Source organism: Haloleucobacter albus, assembly GCF_052492075.1.
In genome coordinates, this window is the sequence record NZ_JBQWAS010000025.1 from 42003 (window position 1) to 62044 (window position 20042).

Sequence of the window (20042 nt, forward strand, 5' to 3'; positions counted from 1 at the left end):
CTGCCTCCTCGTCAGGCGCTCAGGCCGCCGGCCAGTGTGGGGAAATCAAGCGGGCGGAAGCCGTAATGCGACAGCCAGCGCACATCGGCATCGAAGAAGGCGCGCAGGTCGCTCATGCCATATTTCAGCATGGCGATGCGGTCGATACCCATGCCCCAGGCAAAGCCCTGATACTCATCCGGGTCCAGCCCGCAATTGCGCAATACATTCGGGTGCACCATGCCGCAGCCCAGAATCTCCAGCCAGTCGCTGCCCGTGCCGAAGCGGATCTCTCCGGGGCGAGAGCGGTCGCACTGGATGTCCACTTCCATGGACGGTTCCGTGAAGGGGAAGAAGGAGGGGCGGAAGCGCATCTTCACGCCTTCCACCTCGAAGAAGGCTTTGCAGAATTCTTCAAGAATCCACTTCAGATGGCCCAGATGCGCACCCTTGTCGATGACGAGACCTTCCACCTGATGGAACATCGGCGTGTGGGTCTGGTCCGAATCGCAACGGTAGGTACGGCCGGGGCAGATGACGCGGATGGGCGGCTTCTTGCCCGTCATGGTGCGCACCTGCACGGGTGAGGTATGCGTGCGCAGCACCTTGCGGTTGCCCTCCGCATCCAGCGGCAGGAAGAAAGTGTCGTGCATCTCGCGCGCCGGATGGCCGGGCGGGAAGTTCAGCGCCGTGAAGTTATGGAAATCATCCTCGATATCCGGCCCTTCGGCGACGGAAAACCCCATATCCGCGAAGATGGCGGTGAGCTCTTCCATCACCTGCGCGATGGGGTGCACCCGGCCCAGTTCCGCCGGATTTTCACGCACGGGCAGCGTCACATCCACCTTTTCGGTGGCCAGACGCGCCTCAAGGGCGGCCGCCTTCAGCGCATCCTTGCGTGCGGCGATAGCCTGCTGCACCCGATCACGCAGGCCATTGAGGGCCGGGCCCATCACCTTGCGCTCATCCGGCGTCATACGGCCGAGAGATTTAAGAAGCTCGGAGACAGACCCCTTCTTGCCCACGGCGGCCACGCGCACTTCATCCAGCGCGGTCTCGCTGGTGGTGGCGGCGATGGCGGCGGCAATCTCGGTTTCAAGCGCCTCAAGGGCGGATGGATCATTCAGCACGGTTTCAGACATGGCATGAACCCCGTTTTCTGACCCCGCAGGGCCGGCGCGGCAAACGCGCCAGAAGCTGTAGCGGGTTTTCCGGCAAAGGCCAGCCATCAGACCCGGAAGGATGTTTCACGTGAAAACATTCTTCTGGCGACAGCATGAGACAGGAGGATGAAACCCACCTGAATGCCAGCCCACAATGATATGGACCAGCCGCCAGGAAACCCTGCGAACCAACGCGAAAAGCCCCGGACGGGTGCACCGCACGGGGCTTGTTCGGTCTCGGTAAGGCGGACAGGAAAGACACAGTCCGGCGCTGGCCAATGGCCAGTGCGGCTCAGGCCAGTGCGGCCTTGGCCTTTTCCACCAGGGCCTTGAACGCCTCGGGCTCATGGATGGCGATATCCGAGAGCACCTTGCGATCGACCTCGATCCCGGCCTTGCCGAGACCGTCGATAAATCGGGAATAGGTCAGGTCCATGTCCAGCGCGCGCACGCCAGCATTGATGCGCTGGATCCACAGAGCGCGGAACGTGCGCTTCTTGTTCTTCCGGTCGCGGTAGGCATACTGCATCGACTTTTCGACGGCAGCCTTCGCAGCGCGGATGGTATTCTTGCGGCGGCCATAGAAACCCTTGGCTGCCTTGTAGACCTTCTTGTGCTTGGCGTGAGACGTCACGCCGCGTTTCACACGGGCCATTGGAATGCTCCTTCAGATCGCTTGTCGCGCCGAACTCAACCGTTCGGCAGAAAGTGCTTGCGGATCACCCGCCCGTCGCTCTCGCTCAGGATGGTGGTGCCGCGCAGATTGCGGATCTGATCATTGGTGCGCTTGATCATGCCGTGGCGCTTGCCTGCCTGACCGGCGATGACCTTTCCCGTACCCGTGAGACGGAAGCGCTTCTTGGCTCCCGACTTGGTCTTCATCTTGGGCATTTGGCTCTCCATGGCTGTGTCCGCACACGCCGCAGGGGCGGTGCAACGCTCAGCCTCTTGTTGCTGTTGAGCGGAATGAACAGGCGCGGCAGCCCTTATTCGCCGGCTTGTTCGGGAGGAGGCAGTCGTTACAGGATCGTGCGCCGGAATACAAGAGGGAGCCGGCTATCCTGCGCGGAAAAGACCGCCGGAAGCAAAAGAAACCATAAAACCAGGCCACGGCCTGAAGACCATGGCCCGGCTATTCCTGCTGGCCGTCTCTCGCCTGTCACGGACAGGGATGCTGCAACCCGTCATAGCCGGTATAGGTGCCGGTGCGTGGGTTGTAGGAACGGAACTTGCGAGCGCAATAAGCAACCGCATCCGCATCGGCGGGCGGGTTCACATAAACCGGCCCGTCATTCCTGTTGTTCATGGCAGCGGCAGCAGCCGCACCCAGCGCCAGCCCGGCAATGCCCGCCGCCACCCAGGCGCCATTATTGTTATTGCGATAATACCAGCCACCATTGCGCCAATAGGGATTTCCCCAGTGGGCATGAGGCGGAGGCGGGGGCGGACGGCGCCACCCACCGCGACCACGCGGCGGCGGCGGCGGACGCCAGCCATGCCCGCGGCCCCATTCCGGCCCCTGATGGCGCCACTGCACCTGCTCCACCGCCGCATGTCCAGCCTGCGCCAGAGGTGTGGCCATGGAAGAGGCCGCAACATTCAGAGATTGCGCCTGAACCGGCGCAACCATGCCCAGACTGGAAGCACACAGGGTGCCGATAACCGCCCACACCAGAGGCTTGCGGGGCGTCGCGCGGGCCGTCGCGCCATGCGCGACCCCCTGCCCGACGCTCATACGCGACGTCTTACGCAACATGGCGAAATCCTTTCCCGTCGACGACGACCTGAATAGAAACCTGCCGGAAGGTCAATGCAAGCACCCCCTGACACTTGCACACCCTGACACTTGCACGCCATTCCCGACATTCTCCGCATTGTTTGCGACATCCAAGCAGCGGACTGCGGCAGGATTTCGGGCGGGCCACAACAAATCCCCCACTCCTCACCAGCATGTGCGCAACCTGCATGTGCGCACCGCACCTCCCTGGGTGCCCCCTTGAGGCGAACTCTCGTCACAAAGCCATACGAAACTGACAGCAGAAGTCAGGCTCCCGTCACGACGGTCAAGGGCCTGACAAGGAGGAATGCGTCATGTTCCCGATCAGGCGCAACACATATATGGCCACCCTGCTGGCCATCATGGCGGCAGGCGGTTCGCTCTGGCTGTCTTCATCGCCCGCCGGGGCGCAACCCATGCGCCCCATGGCGCTGGACAAACCCCAGCCCGCCCCATCACATCTCATGCAGATTGCCGAGCGTCCGCCACGCGCCGACTTCCGGCGAGCACCACCGGCACGCGGAGCCGGGCGCGCAAACCGCCAGCCTCGCCAACCTCAAGGCTGGAGACAAAGGCAAGGCCGCCCTCCGCAAGCCATTTCCCCGCGCTTCAGACCTGTGCAGATGCGACCGCCACGCGCCGGACGCCCACCTCAGGCGCGGCGGCCGGGTAACTGGCCCGGCAATCGTCCGGGCTGGAACCGGCCCGGATGGAACAGACCCGGATGGAACCGACCTGGATGGCGTCCCCCGCCTCCGGCCATCGGGCGACCGGGGCGGCCCGGCGGGCGGCCCAGCGGCTGGGGCAGGCCGGGCTGGCGCCCCCCACCCGGCGCATGGGGGCCGGGGCGCTGGTATCCGGGTCGCGGCTGGTGGCGACCCGGCTGGGGCTGGGGCTATTACAACAATAACGGAGCATGGATCGCGCTGGGCACGGCGGCCGCGCTGGCCATTGGCGCAGCCGCAGCCAGCCAATCCGCACCTGTGGCGGATGCCGACGCCATTGCCTATTGCGCCCGCAAGTTCCGCTCCTACAACCCACGCACCGGCACCTATACCGGCTATGACGGGCGCCAGCATCGCTGCCCCTAGGCAGACGCGTCCATCTGCAAAATGAAAAGGCCCGGAACGCCACCGCGTTCCGGGCCTTGATTCAATCAGAAGCATTCATGCCAGTGACATATGCCAATGATCTTATGCCAACCTGCAATGGCCGGCGCGCCTCGCATCAACGCGGAGCGAGAATCATGATCATCTGGCGGCCCTCAAGGGTCGGCTCAGCTTCCACCTTGGCGATCTCGGAGACTTCCTCACGCAGACGCATGAGCAGCTTGTAGCCGATATCCTGATGCGCCATCTCGCGCCCGCGGAAGCGCAGGGTCACCTTGACCTTGTCGCCTTCCTGGAAGAAGCGATGCATGGCCTTCATCTTGACGCCATAGTCATGGTCGTCGATGCCGGGCCGGAGCTTGACCTCCTTGACCTCGACCACCTTCTGCTTCTTGCGCGCCTCGTTGGCCTTCTTCTGGTTCAGATACTTGAAGCGGCCATAATCGAGAATCTTGCAGACCGGCGGGGAGGAATTGGGTGAGATCTCGACCAGATCCAGACCAGCCTCTTGTGCCAGCGCCAGCGCATCGCGAATGCCCATGACGCCATGATTCTGGCCGTCCTGATCGATCAACTGGACTTCACGGATGCGGATTTCCTCATTGACGCGCGGTCCATCCTTCTCCGGCGCGACGGGTCTCATGGGGCGGCGAATGGCTTTTGTCTCCTTAATATATAACGATAACCCGGCAAAGGACCTGCTGTTTCAGCGACACGGCGCCCGGACGCAACGATGCGTTCACAGACAAGGTGACAGCCCTGAGCTGGGGACAGGGTGGAAAGATCGGTATAAATGTGCCCAAAGTCAATGACCCTGCGGCTTTGTCCGTGATGAAATCATGCTGGACTTTCCCGGCGGCAGGTACGAGGCAGGCCATGAAGGTTCGATCATCGCTACAGTCACAGTTCGGCCGCCTTCAGCCCACATTGCAGTTTATGATTCCGCGCGTTCCCGCATCGCGCCGCACTATGGTTGCATCCATGCCCAATGCGTCCCATGACGAGAATCCAGTATTTTCGCCCCCCGCCGCACACCTCATGCGGAAGACCCGCGCCGGTGTACGGCGCGCTCTGGTGCAGGCGGGCGCCATCCTCGCCCTGCTACCCCTGGCCGCGTTTTCCACAAGCCTGGAGACACATGCCGCCGGCCAGTTGGAGGCCCGCTACACGCTGACCGTGGGCGGTGTGGAACTGGGCCGGGCCGCCGTGACAGTGCGCGCCAGTGATTCGACTTATGAGGTCTCCGGCGTCGGGCGCATTTCAGGGGCGCTGCGGGCCGTGTCTTCCGGCAAAGGGCGCATCGCGGCGCGCGGCGCGCTGAATGGCAATGAGATGGTGCCGCGCGTCTATGCCATGCATGCGGAATCCGAAGGCAAGAAGGAGCGCGCACGCATCGCCATGGTTTCCGGCGCGGTGACCAGCGAGGATGTGCACCCCCCCCTCAGGCCCCTGCCCGATCGGGTGCCCGTGGTGGAAAGGGTGCTGCACAATATCATGGACCCGGTCAGCGGGGCTTTCATCTATATGCCCGGCACCGGGGCCCCGCTCTCCCCAAAGGCGTGCAACCGCACCATTCCAGTGTATGACGGGCGCCAACGTTACGACCTGCGCCTGTCCTACGCCCGGACAGAAAATGTGCAGACCAAGGGCTATACGGGCCCCGCACTGGTCTGCCGGGTGCGCTACATTCCCGTCGCGGGGCACCGCCCCAATCGCTACACCGTGCAATATATGGTGGACAACGAGGATATGTATGTATGGCTGGCCCCCATTGAGGGCACGCGCCTGCTGGCCCCCTTCAAGGCCTCGGTCGCAACCCTGATCGGCACCGCCGTTCTGGACGCCACCTCGTTCAAATCCCGTGAAATTACCACCGCATCGGAAAATGCCGCGCGCAAGAAACCCTGACATCAGGCATCCGGGCGGCAACCCGGCAAAAGGCACAAAAGAAGAACAGGCCAGATGTTGCGATTCGGCCGCGATTCGTTCAGGCCCTGTTCCCCATCGCTCCTGCGGCCTGTCGCAGGCTGGGTCAGCGGAAAGATAAGCCGGCCCAAAACGCGCGCGGAGCATGTTGCCGCGCCCCCGTGTCGGCCCCCTTGTTACCCCCGTTGATGGCCCCGTTGATGGCCCCGTTGACTTGCGACGCAGAGCCGGTCTTCTTGAAGAGGTACAGGCAGATCGCGCCGGCGTCAGGCGCACGGGTCATGTACAGGAAGGCTTGCAAGAGTGCGTCATGTCAAAACGCAGGAAGGACGACAAGAACCTCAAGCTCGGCAATCCGCGCGGCGTCTCCTCACTGGAGGAGGCGCGAGCCTGGATGGCGGCGCGCAAGATCACGGAAATAGAATGCACCGTACCGGATATTGCCGGCGTGCCGCGCGGCAAGATCATGCCGGCGTCCAAGTTCCTTGCCTCGCCGGTGATGAACCTTCCCGTGTCGATCTTCATGCAGACCATCTCCGGGGAATATCCCGAATTTGACGGGCTGATTGATTCCGTTGTGGCCGACAGCGATCTGGTGCTGGAGCCGGATCTGTCCACCCTGTGCGCCGTGCCGTGGGCCCATGACCCAACAGCGCAGATCATCCATGACGCCTACCACCGCGATGGCCGGCCGGTGGAAATTGCCCCGCGCAATGTGCTCAAGCATGTTCTCAGCCTGTATGCCGCCCGTGGCTGGCAGCCGGTGGTTGCGCCGGAAATCGAATTTTATCTGGTGGAACCCAATGCCGACCCCGATTATCCGCTCAGCCCGCCGGCGGGCCGTTCCGGGCGGCCGGAAATCGGAGGGCAGGCCTATTCCATTCAGGCCGTGAACGAGTTCGATCCGCTCTTTGAGGATATGTACGATTATTCCGAAGCGCAGGGGCTGGAGATCGACACGCTGATCCATGAGGATGGCGCCGCGCAGATGGAAATCAATCTGCGCCATGGGGACCCGCTCACGCTGGCCGATCAGGTCTATCTGTTCAAGCGCACCATTCGTGAAGCAGCGCTGCTGCACAAGACCTACGCCACCTTCATGGCCAAGCCCATCGCCAATGAACCCGGCAGTGCCATGCATATTCACCAGTCGGTGATATCTCTGGCGACAGGGCGCACCATCTTCTCCGATGAGGAGGGGGACCCAACACCGGAATTCTTCTCCTATATTGCCGGCCAGCAGAAATATCTGCCGGCAGTCATGTGCATTCTGGCACCTTATGTGAACTCCTACCGGCGCATCACGCGGGATTCCATGGCGCCCATCAATGTGCACTGGGGGTATGACAACCGCACCGCCGGCCTGCGTATTCCCCCCTCCACCGCCGAGGCGAGACGGGTGGAAAACCGGGTGCCGTCCTCCGATGCAAACCCCTATCTGGTTGTTGCGGCCTCACTGGCCTGCGGCTATCTGGGCATGGTTGAGGGCCTGCGCCCCACCGAACCATTGGAAAGTGACGCAAAGCTGCTCGATTTCGAACTGCCCCGCGGCCTTCAGGAAGCCGTGGCCCTCTTTGAAGCAGCCGAACCGCTGGCCGAGGTGCTGGGCAGACGCTTCGTAACCACCTACGCGGCGGTGAAGCAGGCGGAATTTGAAACCTTCATGCGCGTCATCTCGCCATGGGAGCGGGAATTCCTGCTGCTGAATGTGTGAAGACCGCCATCTGGCGGGACCGCTCCACATCGGGCGCGCCGCGCGCAAGTTCAACGCCCCGTCACCCGGTTCACCCACCGGGGCAGACGGTCCGCTTTCTATGAATGGAACGGCCCATGGCGTTCTCCGTTGCTCCTGTCTCTTCCGGCTCTTCCGGGTCTGCAATTCAGCCTCATCCCCGCTCATGGTATTTTCATACCGCAAACCCTTGCCCGGATTTTCCCCCTCTTGAAGGCCGGCGAAAGGCGGATGTCTGCATTCTGGGCGCGGGCTACACCGGGCTTTCCGCGGCCCTGCATCTGGCAGAGGCGGGGCTGGATGTCGTGGTGCTGGAAGCCGGCCAGATCGGCTCCGGCGCATCCGGGCGCAATGGCGGGCAGCTTCATACCGGCCAAAGGCGCGACCAGTTTTTTCTGGAGAAGGCGCTCGGTCAGGAAGACGCCCGCAAGCTATGGGATCTGGCCGAAGAAGCCAAGGCGCTGGTGTATGATCTGGTGGCCCGGCATGGCATTGCCTGCGATCTGACGGAGGGCCTGATCCTTGCCGATCACAGGTCGCGCTATGTCGCAGAAACCCACGCCTATGCAGCACATCTGCGTGATCGCTATGGCTATGAGGCCATGCAGCCGCTGAGCCGGGAGGAAATCCGCGCACTGGTGGGATCGCGGGCCTATTATGGCGGGGCGCTGGATAAGGCTGGCGGGCATCTGCACCCCCTCAACTTCGCCCGTGGACTGGCGCTGGCCGCGATGAAGGCCGGGGCGCAGATCCACGAACACAGCCGCATCGTGAAGGTGGAAGAGACACAGGGCGTGCACATCACCACCCAGAACGGCGCACAGGTGGAGGCTGAATTTCTGCTGGAATGCGGAAACGGGCTGATGGACGGGCTGGACCGGAAGGTGGATGCCCATATCATGCCCATCTGCAATTATATCGCCGCCACCGCTCCGCTGGGGGAGCGGGCGCATGAGATTATCGCCAATAATGCGGCCGTGGCAGACAGCCGTTTCGTGGTGAATTATTTCCGCCTGTCACCGGATGGACGCCTGCTGTTTGGCGGTGGTGAAAGCTACCGGCGCGCCCTGCTGGAAGATGTGCCCGGTTTCGTGCGCCCCTATATGCTGAAGATCTTTCCCCAGCTTGCAGATGTTCCGCTTGAATATGGCTGGGGCGGCGTTCTGGGCATCACCCTCACCCGCCTGCCCTATGTGCGCCGCCGCTCCGGTGCAGTGCTGATTTCGGCTGGCTATAGCGGACAGGGTGTGATGCTGGCGCCGCTGTTTGGTAAAATTCTGGCTGAGGCGGTGCTGGGCCGGCCAGGCCGGCTGGAACTGCTGGAAAAGCTGCCAGTGCCCCAGTTTCCCGGCGGAGCGCTGATGCGTTATCCGCTGCTGGTGGCGGGGCTCACCTGGTACGCCTTGCGCGACAGCATCTGAACATACACGCGCCCATAAAACCACGGCCCGAAAACCCACGGCCCGGCATACTCCGCGCCGGCCGTGGGCACACACAATGCTTCAGTTCAGGCCCGCCAGTTCGCGCGCCTTGGCCACCGCCTTGAAGCAGCCGGCCTCATCACCTGCCGCCTGAAGGTTCATGGCTTCATTCAGCGCCCCCATCGCCCCGGAGGTTGGCTGGTCCAGCCCTGCGGCAGCCAGCGAGCCGGGCGTCGGCTGCGCAGAATCCTGCGCCGCGATGGACTGCGCCTGCTCGGCCGGTTCACTGGGCGGGGGCGTGGTCTTCTGAAGCTGGTTCTGCACCGCCACAATCGCCTCAAGGCAGGTGGCCCATTGCGTATTCTGGCTTGAGCCTTCGCCCTGCTGCGCCTGCGCCGGCAGGCTGGCCAACAGGACAGACCCGGAAAACAGGGCGCACAATATGGCCTTGCTCATACCCCTCCGCACGGACGGACGAATGGTTTCATTCAGCACGGCGACAATGCCTCCCACCATGAAAGAGCCTCCTTCACGCCCCGCATGCAGAGCGTATTTCTCTTTGTAGCATCCTGATACGGGCCTTCCGCAAGGCACCGCCTCGCTATTGTGGTCATTATGCCAGATCGCGCGCTCTTCAACCGCCCGCCTGTTCCGATTTCTGTGGCGCGCTCGCCTGCATGTAATCGCGTTCCAGCCCGTAGATCAGCTTGCGATTCAGATAGGTGGGCCCGTCGAAGACCAGTACCGCGAACCCCTGATAGGCCTGAAGCTGCGGCCCCAGCTCCTCCAGAGAGGCGGAACGCAGCGTCTCATCCGGGCCGGGGCGAAAGGCTTCCGCGATCAGGGTGAAGCGTTCAGCGCCCAGCCGCGCGCGCAGAGCTTCGCCATAGGACCGGGCGGCCTGAGGGGTGCGCATATGCAGGCCCACCCCATCCTGAAACATCAGCCCCACATCCTGCGGGAGCCAGCCTGCCACCCATTCGGCAAACGGCCGGGGCCCGACATTGCTGTTGTCATAGGCGCTGATCCAGAGCGGACGCGGCAAATCCGCCAGCAAGGGGCCCATCGCGGTCGCCTCCTGCCAGCTCGGATCGACCTCAACCGGGAAATAATAGGCTGCGGGCCGAAAGGGCATGGGCTGGCGGGCAATGCGAGCGGAAAGTTCCACAAGCCCCACCACGTCCAGACGCGCCACGGGCTCCTGAAGGCGGGTGGCCAGACCCAGAATGATCTTTTGCGCCCAGGGCTCTTTCAAAATACGCGCCCAGTTGGGCGGGTCTTCCACCGTAGGCAAGCCAAGGCCCGGCATATAGGCCATCCCGTCCGCCACGACCCACTGCACCATCAGCGTGCTGGCGCCCAGCCTCTCCCATTCGCCCCACAGTTCCAGCTGGCTGAGCTGGGGTTGCCAGACAATGCCATCAATCAGCGTCCTGTCGGGCATGGTGAAGCCATAGGCTGTCGTTTGCGCCCCCTGTGACACGCCGGGCAGCGCAAGCCCGGCAACGCAGGCCGCGCTTCCCGCCAGAAGACCGCGCCGGTTCATCCGCATCATTTTCCTCCTGCCCGGCCTTTTGCCAGCCGGCGCGGACCGCCCGCCTGCGGCGAGCGATCACGCAAGGGCGCTAACGGGACTCATGCCGGCATGGAGGTGAGCCGGAGCTGTTGCTCCCGCACGGTCTCCGCCAAAGCATCCGGGGTGACAATGCCACAGCGCACCAGATATTCGCCGATGCGCCCATCCGTATCCGGCCGGTAGTGAGCCATGGCGGCCTCAAAAGCCTCACGCTGCATCAGGCCGCGTTCCAGAAGCAGATCCCCGAGAAGAGGTGGCGTCTGCCCGCTCTCGAAGCTGCGCCGGGCACCACGCAACAGACGCAGCCCCTCATTGATTTCACTCTCGCGGGCAATGCGCTGCACCGGCGTAGTGCCCGTGACCGTCCGTATTTCCTCAATGGCCTGCCGGCTCAGAGGCGCCATCACGGCCACCACCAATGTGCCGGTTTCATCACGCCCCACCGGCAAAGCCCGATGGCGGATCATCACATCCGGCGGCAACAATGCCCCGCTGCCCCGCACGATATCTTCGGTCACATGGGTACGCGGCAGATTGGCCTGATAAGCGATGGCCTCCGCCAGCGTCTCTTCATCCAGCAGACCGCGCGAGACCAGAATACGCCCCAGCGGCTGCTGCTGATCCTGCTGCACGGCCAATGCTTCTTCCAGGTGCTCCGGCAACACCGCCTGCCACATGATGAGCAATTCACCCAGCCGCTGACGACGATGCGCAAATGCATCCTGATCGGGAAAATCATGCATGGTCTTGTCCCAGACCAGCCGGTGCCCGAACAGAAGATGGCCCAGATAGAGCTTCCAGGCTCGCATGATGGCGGCAAAATTCACGAAATTGCCCATCACCACCCGCGGCACGGACATGAGGCCCTGTTCCCAGCCATAGATGGCGGAAACGAAATAGGCGCGCTGGCCCAGCCGCAAGGCAAAGGCCACGGCATTCAGCGCCAGCACAACCAGCAGCCAGCCTTCCGTGGAAAAGATGGAGGGATATTGCTGCGTGATGAGCCCCAGCTTTCCGCCAAAATAAAACAGCAGAAAATGCGCGGCCAGCACATAGGCCAGCACCGTCACAATAGCGGTGACAATGCCCTTGCGATCCCGCATCAGAAAGTATCGCGCCGCCAGATTGCCGCGCCAGCCCATCTGCTCCCAACCCTGGAAGGAGATGCCCAGCGCCCAGCGCGCCTTCTGCCGGTAGGAGGTGCGGAAGGTGTCGGGGAAAAATTCACGCACGCACAGGGGCATGACAAGGCGCATTTCCTTGTTCCGCCCGAAGCCGAACACCGTCTCGCGCCGCACCCGGTATTCGACCGGATAACGGGCGATGATCGCCGTCATGCCAGCCGCCGTCAGGCGGGCGCTGATGTCATAATCCTCCGTCAGAGATGAGGTGTTGAACACCTCGCCATCGCCTGTGGTGCGCAGAAACAGGAAGGCCTTGCGCGAAAAGCAGGTGCCAACGCCCGCCGATGGCACAGAGCGCCCCATGCTTTCGCGCACCACCAGATCCTTGGCGTGCCATTCGGCGAACTCATCCATATAGACACCGGCCACAAGCTCCGACCAGTGACGTTCCAGCGACACCACCGGCACCTGGATCAGATCCTTGCGCGGCAGCAGATAGTTGAAGAAACGCATTTCCAGCGGATGCAACACATCCTCGCTGTCATGCAGTACAAAGCCGGCGAAAGCTGTGCCTGTCTGTTCCTCATGGGCGAAGATGGCGTCCACCACCTGATTGAGACAATCCGCCTTGTTGCTGGGTCCGGGATTGGTCAGCTCCACCCGCACAAGCTGCTTGTAACGCCGGCGCATCCGCTCCACCTCATGGATGGTTTCCGGATCATTCGGATAGGTGCCGACGAAGATCATGTAGCGGCGATAATCGAGCACACTCACCATGTTCTCGATCATCGCCGCGATCACATCCGATTCCTGCCAGGCCGGAATCATGATGGCGATGGGCTGCTCGTCCTTCTGATACAGCGCATTGATGGTCAGGGGCCGGATGAACGGCTCCACCACAAGACTGCGATAGACCCGGCGGACCCAGTACCAGGCATCCACGAACAGGTCATCCAGCGAGGACAGGAGGATGAGGACCGCCACCACGGCTGCGGCATATTCGATGAACCGAATATAGTCGGCGAGAAGGTAGGGCCAGTAAAGCGACATGGTGGCGTTTCCCGCGAACCTCAGTTGCCCCGGCGACGCACGATGGCCGCGCGAACCAGAAGCAGGAAGAACAGCCCGGCAACAGCCACGCCCAGCGGCAGGCCCCAGCTTGCAGAATTCTGCCACAGGCGCTGCAACGTGCCCGCGAAGCTGTCCGTTTCGGCCACACGCACCTCACCGGCATCGGCCCCGCTGGCGAACATGGCCGCCTGCACCCCTTCCGGCCCGATCAGCGCCACATCCCCGCGAGAAAGACGCACCGGCTTTTGCGGCACCATGGCCACATCACCCACGCTCTGCCAGATGATGCCGCGGTCGGAACCGGCATGAACGGCCTGCGCAACGGCAATATTCTTCAGCCCCGAAATATCGAGAATGCGACGCTCCTCATTGGCGCCGATAATCAGGCGCTCCCCCTCCACGCGGGCCTTCAGGGTCACATTCTCCACCGGCACATCCATGGCCAGGAAGGTGCCGGATGCCGGGAAGGCGGCCCCGCCCTCTTTCACATCCAACGTTGCATGGCCAGCAGACACGCCCGCAGCAGCAGCAGCCCGCACCACACGCACCACGCTTTCACGCGGTGTGGCCAGATAGGATTCGGGAATGACAAGATGCGCCCCCTCGCCCATGCCGGAGATCACGCCCAGAAAATCAGCACTGGCAACCTTGCCGCCCAGCTCCAGAGTGCTGGAGGGCAGCACGGCGGCCGGAAAGGCCTGAGGCGTCTCGCGGCAACGATCGCTCACCGGCTGGCGCTGGAAGCTGACACGCACCGTGTTGCTGGCTGCAAGCGCATAGGTGGGAATGGCGGCGGAAAGTTCTTCCGGCGCGCCATTGGCTTTCATCTGGCGCGCCGCCAGCAGCACATCATTCAGGAACAGGGAGACGACCGGCGCGCTGGAGGAAGCGCCCGGCGCAGCCGCCACATCCACATTCAGGCGGCTCGGCAGGCTGTGCCCGCCAGCGGCTGCGGCAAGGTCGAAATTGACCACCCAATCCCCGCGGGAAACCACCTCCAGATTGCCACCCGCGCCCCCGAAATCGGACAGCGGCAGGCGCGAACGGTTCACAGGCAGGGTTTCAGCGGCCTCAACGGTAACGCTGGTGCCGGAAACAACGCCCCGCCAGAAACTGTCGAACAGGGCGGAGGCTTTTGCGCCAGCGCCGGGGCCCACCGCAATCAGCGGACGCCCCGCCAGTGTTTGCAGGCTCAGTTCGTTCTCACCAATCCGGGAAGCGCCCAGGCTGGCGGCCTTCTCACGCCACTCCTGAAACAGGGGAGACGCGCTGCCCATGCTCGCGCCCAGCGCATCAAGCGCGGCGCTGACCTGTTGCATCAGCTGCTGATCCGCCACCGCCATATCCGCCGCAAAGGGCGAGCCCGGCAACATCAGCAGAGCGCCAATCTCGGCCTCATTGCGGATCTGGTAGGCCGAGCCGGCATCAACCAGGCTGGAGAAGGGCGCCACATTGCGCAGGCCGAAGGGCACATCCAGGCCGGAAAGATCAACGCTGTCTCCCACCGCCGGCAGACGCTTGACGACAAGCTTCTTGCCGGAAAGCTCCAGCGCCAGCCCCACCCGCCATGCGGTGTCGAAGCCGGCCTTGGAGAGCGTGCCATGGGGCACCAGCAGGCTGCCACGCCCCGGCATGGCGCTCCACGCGGTGGAGATGTCACGCACATGGCTGGCGTCATAGGAATAGGTGAAATGGCTGTTGGGCCACAGCTTCAGCACATTGCCGATAGCCCGCTCATCGCCGCACAGCACGTCGCTGATGACAGAGGCCCAGGAGACCCCGAAGCGCACGAAGCCACTGGGGCGCGGCTTGCCATTGACCGGGAAGGTCAGATCCACCACGCCCTGATCGCCCTGCAGGTTGCGCGCCACCAGAGGCGCGCCATCCACAGAGAAGACCGCCGTGGTGCGCCCGCCATCCCCGCGCAGATAATCCCCATCCACAACGATGGAGGCATCCTGCAACGGCACCCCGGCAGGAACCGGCAGATAGATTTCGCGCCGCATGTCCATGCCCTGGAACACCACGGGCTCATCCATGCCCATTTCAGCCAGCGAAATCCGCCGGGTCACCATCTGATCCGAGATCCGGTCCTTCAGCACAGAGGCGAGAACATCCGCCCCCTGTGCCAGAGCCTGCCCGCCCATCGGCCCACTCATGAGAAGCAGAACGAACAGGCCGGCTGGAAGCGTACGCGCGGGGCGGAATGAAAAACGTGCGGTCATGATCAGGATCTCGAGGCAGAACGAAGGGGAATCGACGCGGCGCCATCAGGGCTGCCAGGCTGCAACCGGGCTGAAGGCGCGGGGGCGAAAGCCTTGACGGGACGGCCGCAAATGGCGTCCACAATGCGGCGACAGGCCAGCCCGTCACCATAAGGATTGGCGCGGCTGGCGAAGCTGGCATATGTGCCGGCATCATCCAGCAGGGCGGAAACGGCGGACATGATGGCCGATGCGCGGGTGCCCACCAGCTGAACAGTGCCAGCCTCCACCGCTTCCGGTCGCTCGGTCACATCCCGCATCACCAGCACGGGCTTGCCCAGTGCCGGGGCTTCCTCCTGCACGCCACCGGAATCGGTCAGCACAATATCGGCGCGCTGCATCAGGCGCTGGAAGGGCAGGTAATCCAGCGGCGCAATGAGATGCACATTGGCATGGCCGGAAAGGGCCTTGCGCACCGGCTCACGCACATTGGGGTTGAGATGGACAGGATAGACGATCTCGACATCATCACGCTGCGCAATCTCGCCGAGCGCCTTGCAGATTTGAAGGAAGCCCTCACCGAAATTTTCGCGCCGGTGGCCGGTGACAAGCAACAGGCGGCGGGACGGTTCCAGATGCGCAAAGGGTGCATCCAGCGTGGCGCGCAATGCCTCATCGGCGGCGATGCGCGCCTGAGTGGCCATCAGCGCATCAATCACCGTATTGCCGGTGACGAAAATGCGCCCTTCCAGCCGCTCACCCATCAGGTTTTCACTGGCGCGGGGCGTGGGGGCGAACAGCAGATCGCTCACCACATCCACCACCCGACGGTTCATTTCCTCGGGGAAAGGCCGGTCCAGATGATAGGTGCGCAGCCCCGCCTCCACATGGCCCACGGGAATACGACGATGAAAAGCAGCCAGCGCGGCCGCCATGGCGGTGGTGGTGTCGCCATGCACCAGCACACGATCCGGCTGCACCTGCTCCAGCACCGGGTCCAGCGCGGACAGCGCGGCGCTTGAAAGCCCGTTCAGCCCCTGATTGGCCGCCATCAGCGCCAGATCAAAATCCGGCCTGATATTGAAAGCATCCAGCACCTGATCCAGCATCTCACGGTGCTGGCCGGTGACACAGACGACAGATGTCACAGACGGCTCACGCGCCAGTTCCTGCACCAGAGGCGCCATCTTGATGGCCTCCGGCCGCGTGCCGAATATGGTCAGTATCTTCAAGTCGCCACCCCCGGCGATTCGAGCCACAACCCAGCAGAACGACACAATCCATCCCATAAGACAGATCGGCTCTGCTGACCCGCAGAAAGCCACGAATGCAAAAAGGGGAAGTGTGAAAACGCAAAACCAGTACGGCGCGAACAACCGCCGCCACCCAACCCTTGCTTACCTTTAATGCGCAGCGAAACTTATCTTTGTGTTACACTCAAGGAATAATTCTGAAATTCCTGATCTGAAATCGCATTATGGTTGATGTAGCCGGACCTGCTATCGCCGCGTGCACAGCTCAGTTCGCCAGCCTTTTTTCCGGCTTTTCAGCCTCAATGGCGGCATGCAACAGGGCCACGGCCTCCTCATCATCCCAGGCCGCCGGCCCTGCCAGAAAGCCCAGTTCGCACCCGCGCCCATCCACCAGCACGGTAGATGGCAGGCCAAAGGCACGCCCTACACGGCGCAGGGCCTGAAAACTGCCCAGGCTCACATCCGTATTGAGGGCCAGGTGACGCACCCCCACATCGTCAAAAAAAGCCTGCGGCTTCGCCGGATCGCGTCTGTCCAGATTGATCGTCACCACCTCGAAGGCCGGCCCGCCCAGTTTCTGCTGCAACCGATCAAGCGCCGGCATCTCCTCACGGCAGGAGGGGCACCATGTGGCCCACAGATTGAGCAACACCACACGCCCCCGAAAATCCGCAAGGCTGCGTATCTGCCCTTGCGGCCCCGTAAAGCTGAGAGGCGGCAGCGGACGCGGGCCGGCGGTGGCCAGTTGCAGCTTGCCAATCTCGCCCCGCACCAAGGGCGCAAGGGCCGCCGCCCGCGCCGGCGCACCCGCACAGACCTCGGCCGATACGTCCGTTTCACCGGATATCTCCACCGGCTCCGGTGCGTTTTGCCTGCCTTGCGCATTGCCGGAGAGGCGGTTCATCCCGTATAGGGCGAGCACACCCGTTGTGGCACCGGCCAGCATGGCCAGCGCCACAAGCCCGGCAAAGCGCATGTTGCGACGTGCGCCAGCGCCTGGCCCGCTCTCTTCCGCACCGGAGGGAGCGTTGCCGGACATGCGATCCGGGTCGGGAGAAGTCATCAGCGGAGGTCCGTCATGAGTAACAAGATGTGGGGCGGGCGTTTCACCTCCGCCCCGGACGCTATCATGGAGGAAATCAACGCCTCCATCGGTTTTGACCAGCGTCTATATGCCCAGGATATCGCCGGTTCCAAGGCCCATGCCGCCATGCTGGCGAAGCAGGGCATTGTGACGCAGGAGGATATCGCCGCCATCACCCGCGGGCTGGATACCATTCTCGAAGAGATCGAGGCCGGCAACTTCGCTTTCCGCCGTGATCTTGAAGACATTCACATGAATGTGGAAGCACGCCTTGCGGACATGATCGGCCCTTCGGCCGGCCGCCTGCATACGGCCCGCTCGCGCAACGATCAGGTCGCGACCGATTTCCGTCTTTATGTGCGCGACACCATCGACACGCTGGATGCCCAGCTGGCCGATCTGCAAAGGGCGCTGGCCGAAAAGGCGCTGGCCGAAGCCGGCACGGTGATGCCCGGCTTCACCCACCTTCAGACCGCCCAGCCGGTGACCTTCGGCCATCATCTCATGGCCTATGTGGAGATGACCCGTCGCGATCGCAGCCGCCTGGCCGATGCCCGTACGCGGCTGAATGAATGCCCGCTGGGTTCAGCGGCGCTGGCCGGCACCTCCTTCCCCATTGATCGCGAAGCCACCGCAAAGGCGCTGGGTTTTGACCGGCCCACAGCCAATTCTCTGGATTCGGTCTCGGATCGTGATTTCGTGATGGAAGTGCTCTCTGCGGCCTCCATCTGCGCCGTGCATCTGTCGCGCTTCGCCGAGGAAGTGGTGATCTGGACATCGCCCTCCTTCGCACTGGTGAAGCTGACAGACGCCTTCACCACCGGCTCCTCCATCATGCCGCAGAAGCGTAACCCGGATGCCGCCGAACTGGTGCGCGCCAAGGCCGGGCGCATCATCGGTGCGCTCACCGGCATTCTGGTGGTGATGAAGGGCCTGCCGCTGGCCTATGCGAAGGATATGCAGGAAGATAAGGAAGGTGCGTTCGACGCCCTTTCCGCGCTCTCTCTGGTGATCGCCGCCACGGCCGGCATGGTGCGGGACATGACACCCGACGCCGAACGCATGAAGGCTGCCGCCGGACAGGGCTATTCCACCGCCACCGATCTGGCCGACTGGCTGGTGCGCGCGCTCAACATCCCCTTCCGCGAGGCGCACCACATCACCGGGCGCATTGTGGGGCTGGCTTCCGACCGCAACATTGCGCTGGAGGAGCTCTCTCTCGCCGACATGCAGGGCGTCGATGCGCGCATCACCAATGATGTGTTCTCTGTGCTCTCGGTCGAGCGCTCCGTGGAAAGCCGCGTGAGCTATGGCGGCACCTCGCCGGTGCGGGTGCGCGAGCAGGCCGAGGCCTGGCTGAAGACGCTCGCTGCGGAAAAGTGAAGCCACCTGCGGGGGCATCATCAGGCCCGGATACAGAACCGGGCCTGCATTTGAACATGAAAAAACACCGCGCAGGCTGCCTGCGCGGTGTTGATTTTTACAGACTGGACGCGCCGGAAGCCCCGGCGCAGACTGACTGGCGAAGCTGATATCAGGCTTGGCCGGCAGGCTGCTGCGCCGCTGCATTTTCCTGCAAGCGCTGCTGATACAGGGCGGTGAAATCCACCGGATCAATCAGCAGCGGCGGGAAGCCGCCATTGCGCACGGCTTCTGCGATGATCTGACGTGCGAAGGGGAACAGCATGCGCGGGCACTCGATGAGAACCACCGGCTGCAGCGCCTGCTCCGGCACGTTCAGCACGCGGAAGATACCGGCATAGACCAGCTCGAAGGCGAAAAGCGTTTCACCGCCAACCTTCGCGCCGCCCTCAACCTTCAGCTCCACCTCGAACTCATTGTTCGCGCCCGGCTTGGCATTGACATGAATCTGAATATTCACATCAGGCTGGCTCTGGGGCGCACCGAGGGAACGCGGCGCATTGGGATTTTCGAAGGAAAAATCCTTGATGTACTGCGCGAGCACGTTCAGCGACGGCGCCTGGTTCTGGGTGGGACCGCCATTCTGCGTCGCCATGCGCATCTCCATATGTTGCAGGCTTTGATAAGATGAGCCCGAAGGCGCGCGCTGCGCTAACATGCTTTGCTACGATATGGCAAGGAATCCATGCAGCTTTGGCGCGAATGTTCCTCACCTTCCGCATCCGCCACACCCGAACGGGAACATGACATGAGTGAAACTTCTTCTCCCACCTCAACCACCCCCTCCATCTCCGGGGCGGCCCGCAAGCCATTGAGTGAAGCGGCAAAACGCGCACTGGCCGAAGCCGAGGCCCGCCGGGCGCAGATTGATGCCGCAGTGCGTGAGCGCCCGCGCGAGCTGAATGGCCGTGATGGGCCGGAACCTGTGCGTTATGGAGACTGGGAAGTGGGCGGCATTGCTTCGGACTTCTAGATAATTTTCCGGCACATCTTTTAGCACCAAAAGGGGCGGCCGCATATATTCCTTTTATTGTCAATGCGTTACATGAGGCGGAGAATATCTCCTCACACGCAACGCACCCAAATGAAGGACCTGCGGACGAGATGTAGAAACTTTGATTTTCCGACCACCACAACTTCGGATTGCAAGGCTCCACATCATCATGCCCCACATCAAGGGCCATCTCTTCCGTGCGCTTCC

At 62.9% G+C, this 20042-nt stretch carries 18 protein-coding genes; 6 read left to right on the forward strand and 12 right to left on the reverse strand.

Annotated elements, in window-relative coordinates:
- Positions 1 to 11: 11 nt before the first annotated feature.
- The 4 genes from pheS to ACT6QH_RS07575 form a co-directional block, all read right to left on the reverse strand.
- On the reverse strand, positions 12 to 1121 hold the full coding sequence (pheS, locus tag ACT6QH_RS07560; protein ID WP_444974206.1) for a phenylalanine--tRNA ligase subunit alpha: 1110 nt from the start codon (positions 1119 to 1121) through the stop codon (positions 12 to 14).
- A 313-nt stretch (positions 1122 to 1434) separates the two neighbouring features.
- Positions 1435 to 1797 carry a 50S ribosomal protein L20 gene (rplT, locus tag ACT6QH_RS07565; protein ID WP_444974207.1) on the reverse strand — a complete coding sequence of 121 codons (363 nt, stop codon included), beginning with the start codon at positions 1795 to 1797 and terminating at the stop codon, positions 1435 to 1437.
- 35 nt (positions 1798 to 1832) lie between these two features.
- A complete protein-coding gene (gene rpmI, locus ACT6QH_RS07570) occupies positions 1833 to 2033 on the reverse strand; it encodes a 50S ribosomal protein L35 (protein WP_444974208.1) in 201 nt (66 codons plus the stop codon).
- A gap of 268 nt (positions 2034 to 2301) precedes the next feature.
- The gene (locus ACT6QH_RS07575) at positions 2302 to 2898 is read right to left on the reverse strand and encodes a BA14K family protein (protein ID WP_444974209.1); all 597 of its coding nucleotides are present in this window, start codon (positions 2896 to 2898) and stop codon (positions 2302 to 2304) included.
- A 335-nt stretch (positions 2899 to 3233) separates the two neighbouring features.
- Between ACT6QH_RS07575 and ACT6QH_RS07580 the strand changes: the two genes are divergently transcribed.
- Positions 3234 to 4010, forward strand: a complete 777-nt coding sequence (locus tag ACT6QH_RS07580) for a BA14K family protein (protein WP_444974210.1) — start codon at positions 3234 to 3236, stop codon at positions 4008 to 4010.
- Between the two features lie 136 nt (positions 4011 to 4146).
- Here ACT6QH_RS07580 and infC read toward each other — a convergent pair whose 3' ends face one another.
- The gene (gene infC / locus ACT6QH_RS07585) at positions 4147 to 4671 is read right to left on the reverse strand and encodes a translation initiation factor IF-3 (protein ID WP_444974211.1); all 525 of its coding nucleotides are present in this window, start codon (positions 4669 to 4671) and stop codon (positions 4147 to 4149) included.
- Positions 4672 to 5066: 395 nt separating this feature from the next.
- Here infC and ACT6QH_RS07590 point away from each other — a divergent pair, with 395 nt between their 5' ends.
- The 3 genes from ACT6QH_RS07590 to ACT6QH_RS07600 all read left to right on the forward strand — a co-directional run bounded on the left by ACT6QH_RS07590 (position 5067) and on the right by ACT6QH_RS07600 (position 9107).
- Positions 5067 to 5936 (forward strand): DUF3108 domain-containing protein, encoded by an 870-nt coding sequence (locus ACT6QH_RS07590; protein WP_444974212.1) that lies wholly within the window; start codon positions 5067 to 5069, stop codon positions 5934 to 5936.
- Positions 5937 to 6264: 328 nt separating this feature from the next.
- Positions 6265 to 7668, forward strand: coding sequence for a glutamine synthetase family protein (locus tag ACT6QH_RS07595; protein WP_444974213.1), 1404 nt, complete (start codon positions 6265 to 6267; stop codon positions 7666 to 7668).
- Between the two features lie 116 nt (positions 7669 to 7784).
- Positions 7785 to 9107 carry an NAD(P)/FAD-dependent oxidoreductase gene (locus ACT6QH_RS07600; RefSeq protein ID WP_444974214.1) on the forward strand — a complete coding sequence of 441 codons (1323 nt, stop codon included), beginning with the start codon at positions 7785 to 7787 and terminating at the stop codon, positions 9105 to 9107.
- Between the two features lie 81 nt (positions 9108 to 9188).
- Here ACT6QH_RS07600 and ACT6QH_RS07605 read toward each other — a convergent pair whose 3' ends face one another.
- The 6 genes from ACT6QH_RS07605 to tlpA form a co-directional block, all read right to left on the reverse strand.
- Entirely contained in the window at positions 9189 to 9623 is a 435-nt protein-coding gene (locus ACT6QH_RS07605) for a hypothetical protein (RefSeq protein WP_444974215.1), read from the reverse strand.
- Between the two features lie 118 nt (positions 9624 to 9741).
- A complete protein-coding gene (locus ACT6QH_RS07610; RefSeq protein ID WP_444974216.1) occupies positions 9742 to 10662 on the reverse strand; it encodes an alpha-amylase family protein in 921 nt (306 codons plus the stop codon).
- Between the two features lie 80 nt (positions 10663 to 10742).
- On the reverse strand, positions 10743 to 12857 hold the full coding sequence (locus ACT6QH_RS07615; protein WP_444974217.1) for a glycosyl transferase family protein: 2115 nt from the start codon (positions 12855 to 12857) through the stop codon (positions 10743 to 10745).
- A 20-nt stretch (positions 12858 to 12877) separates the two neighbouring features.
- The gene (locus ACT6QH_RS07620; RefSeq protein WP_444974218.1) at positions 12878 to 15103 is read right to left on the reverse strand and encodes a hypothetical protein; all 2226 of its coding nucleotides are present in this window, start codon (positions 15101 to 15103) and stop codon (positions 12878 to 12880) included.
- A gap of 2 nt (positions 15104 to 15105) precedes the next feature.
- Entirely contained in the window at positions 15106 to 16314 is a 1209-nt protein-coding gene (wecB, locus tag ACT6QH_RS07625) for a non-hydrolyzing UDP-N-acetylglucosamine 2-epimerase (protein WP_444974219.1), read from the reverse strand.
- Positions 16315 to 16600: 286 nt separating this feature from the next.
- Complete coding sequence (gene tlpA / locus ACT6QH_RS07630) at positions 16601 to 17398, reverse strand: thiol:disulfide interchange protein TlpA (protein ID WP_444974220.1); 798 nt, start codon at positions 17396 to 17398, stop codon at positions 16601 to 16603.
- 15 nt (positions 17399 to 17413) lie between these two features.
- On the opposite strand from tlpA, the gene argH reads away from it, so the two are divergent.
- A complete protein-coding gene (argH, locus tag ACT6QH_RS07635; RefSeq protein WP_444974221.1) occupies positions 17414 to 18802 on the forward strand; it encodes an argininosuccinate lyase in 1389 nt (462 codons plus the stop codon).
- A 151-nt stretch (positions 18803 to 18953) separates the two neighbouring features.
- Here argH and secB read toward each other — a convergent pair whose 3' ends face one another.
- Positions 18954 to 19436, reverse strand: a complete 483-nt coding sequence (secB, locus tag ACT6QH_RS07640; RefSeq protein WP_444974222.1) for a protein-export chaperone SecB — start codon at positions 19434 to 19436, stop codon at positions 18954 to 18956.
- A 153-nt stretch (positions 19437 to 19589) separates the two neighbouring features.
- Here secB and ACT6QH_RS07645 point away from each other — a divergent pair, with 153 nt between their 5' ends.
- Entirely contained in the window at positions 19590 to 19814 is a 225-nt protein-coding gene (locus ACT6QH_RS07645) for a DUF1674 domain-containing protein (RefSeq protein ID WP_444974223.1), read from the forward strand.
- Positions 19815 to 20042 lie beyond the last annotated feature (228 nt).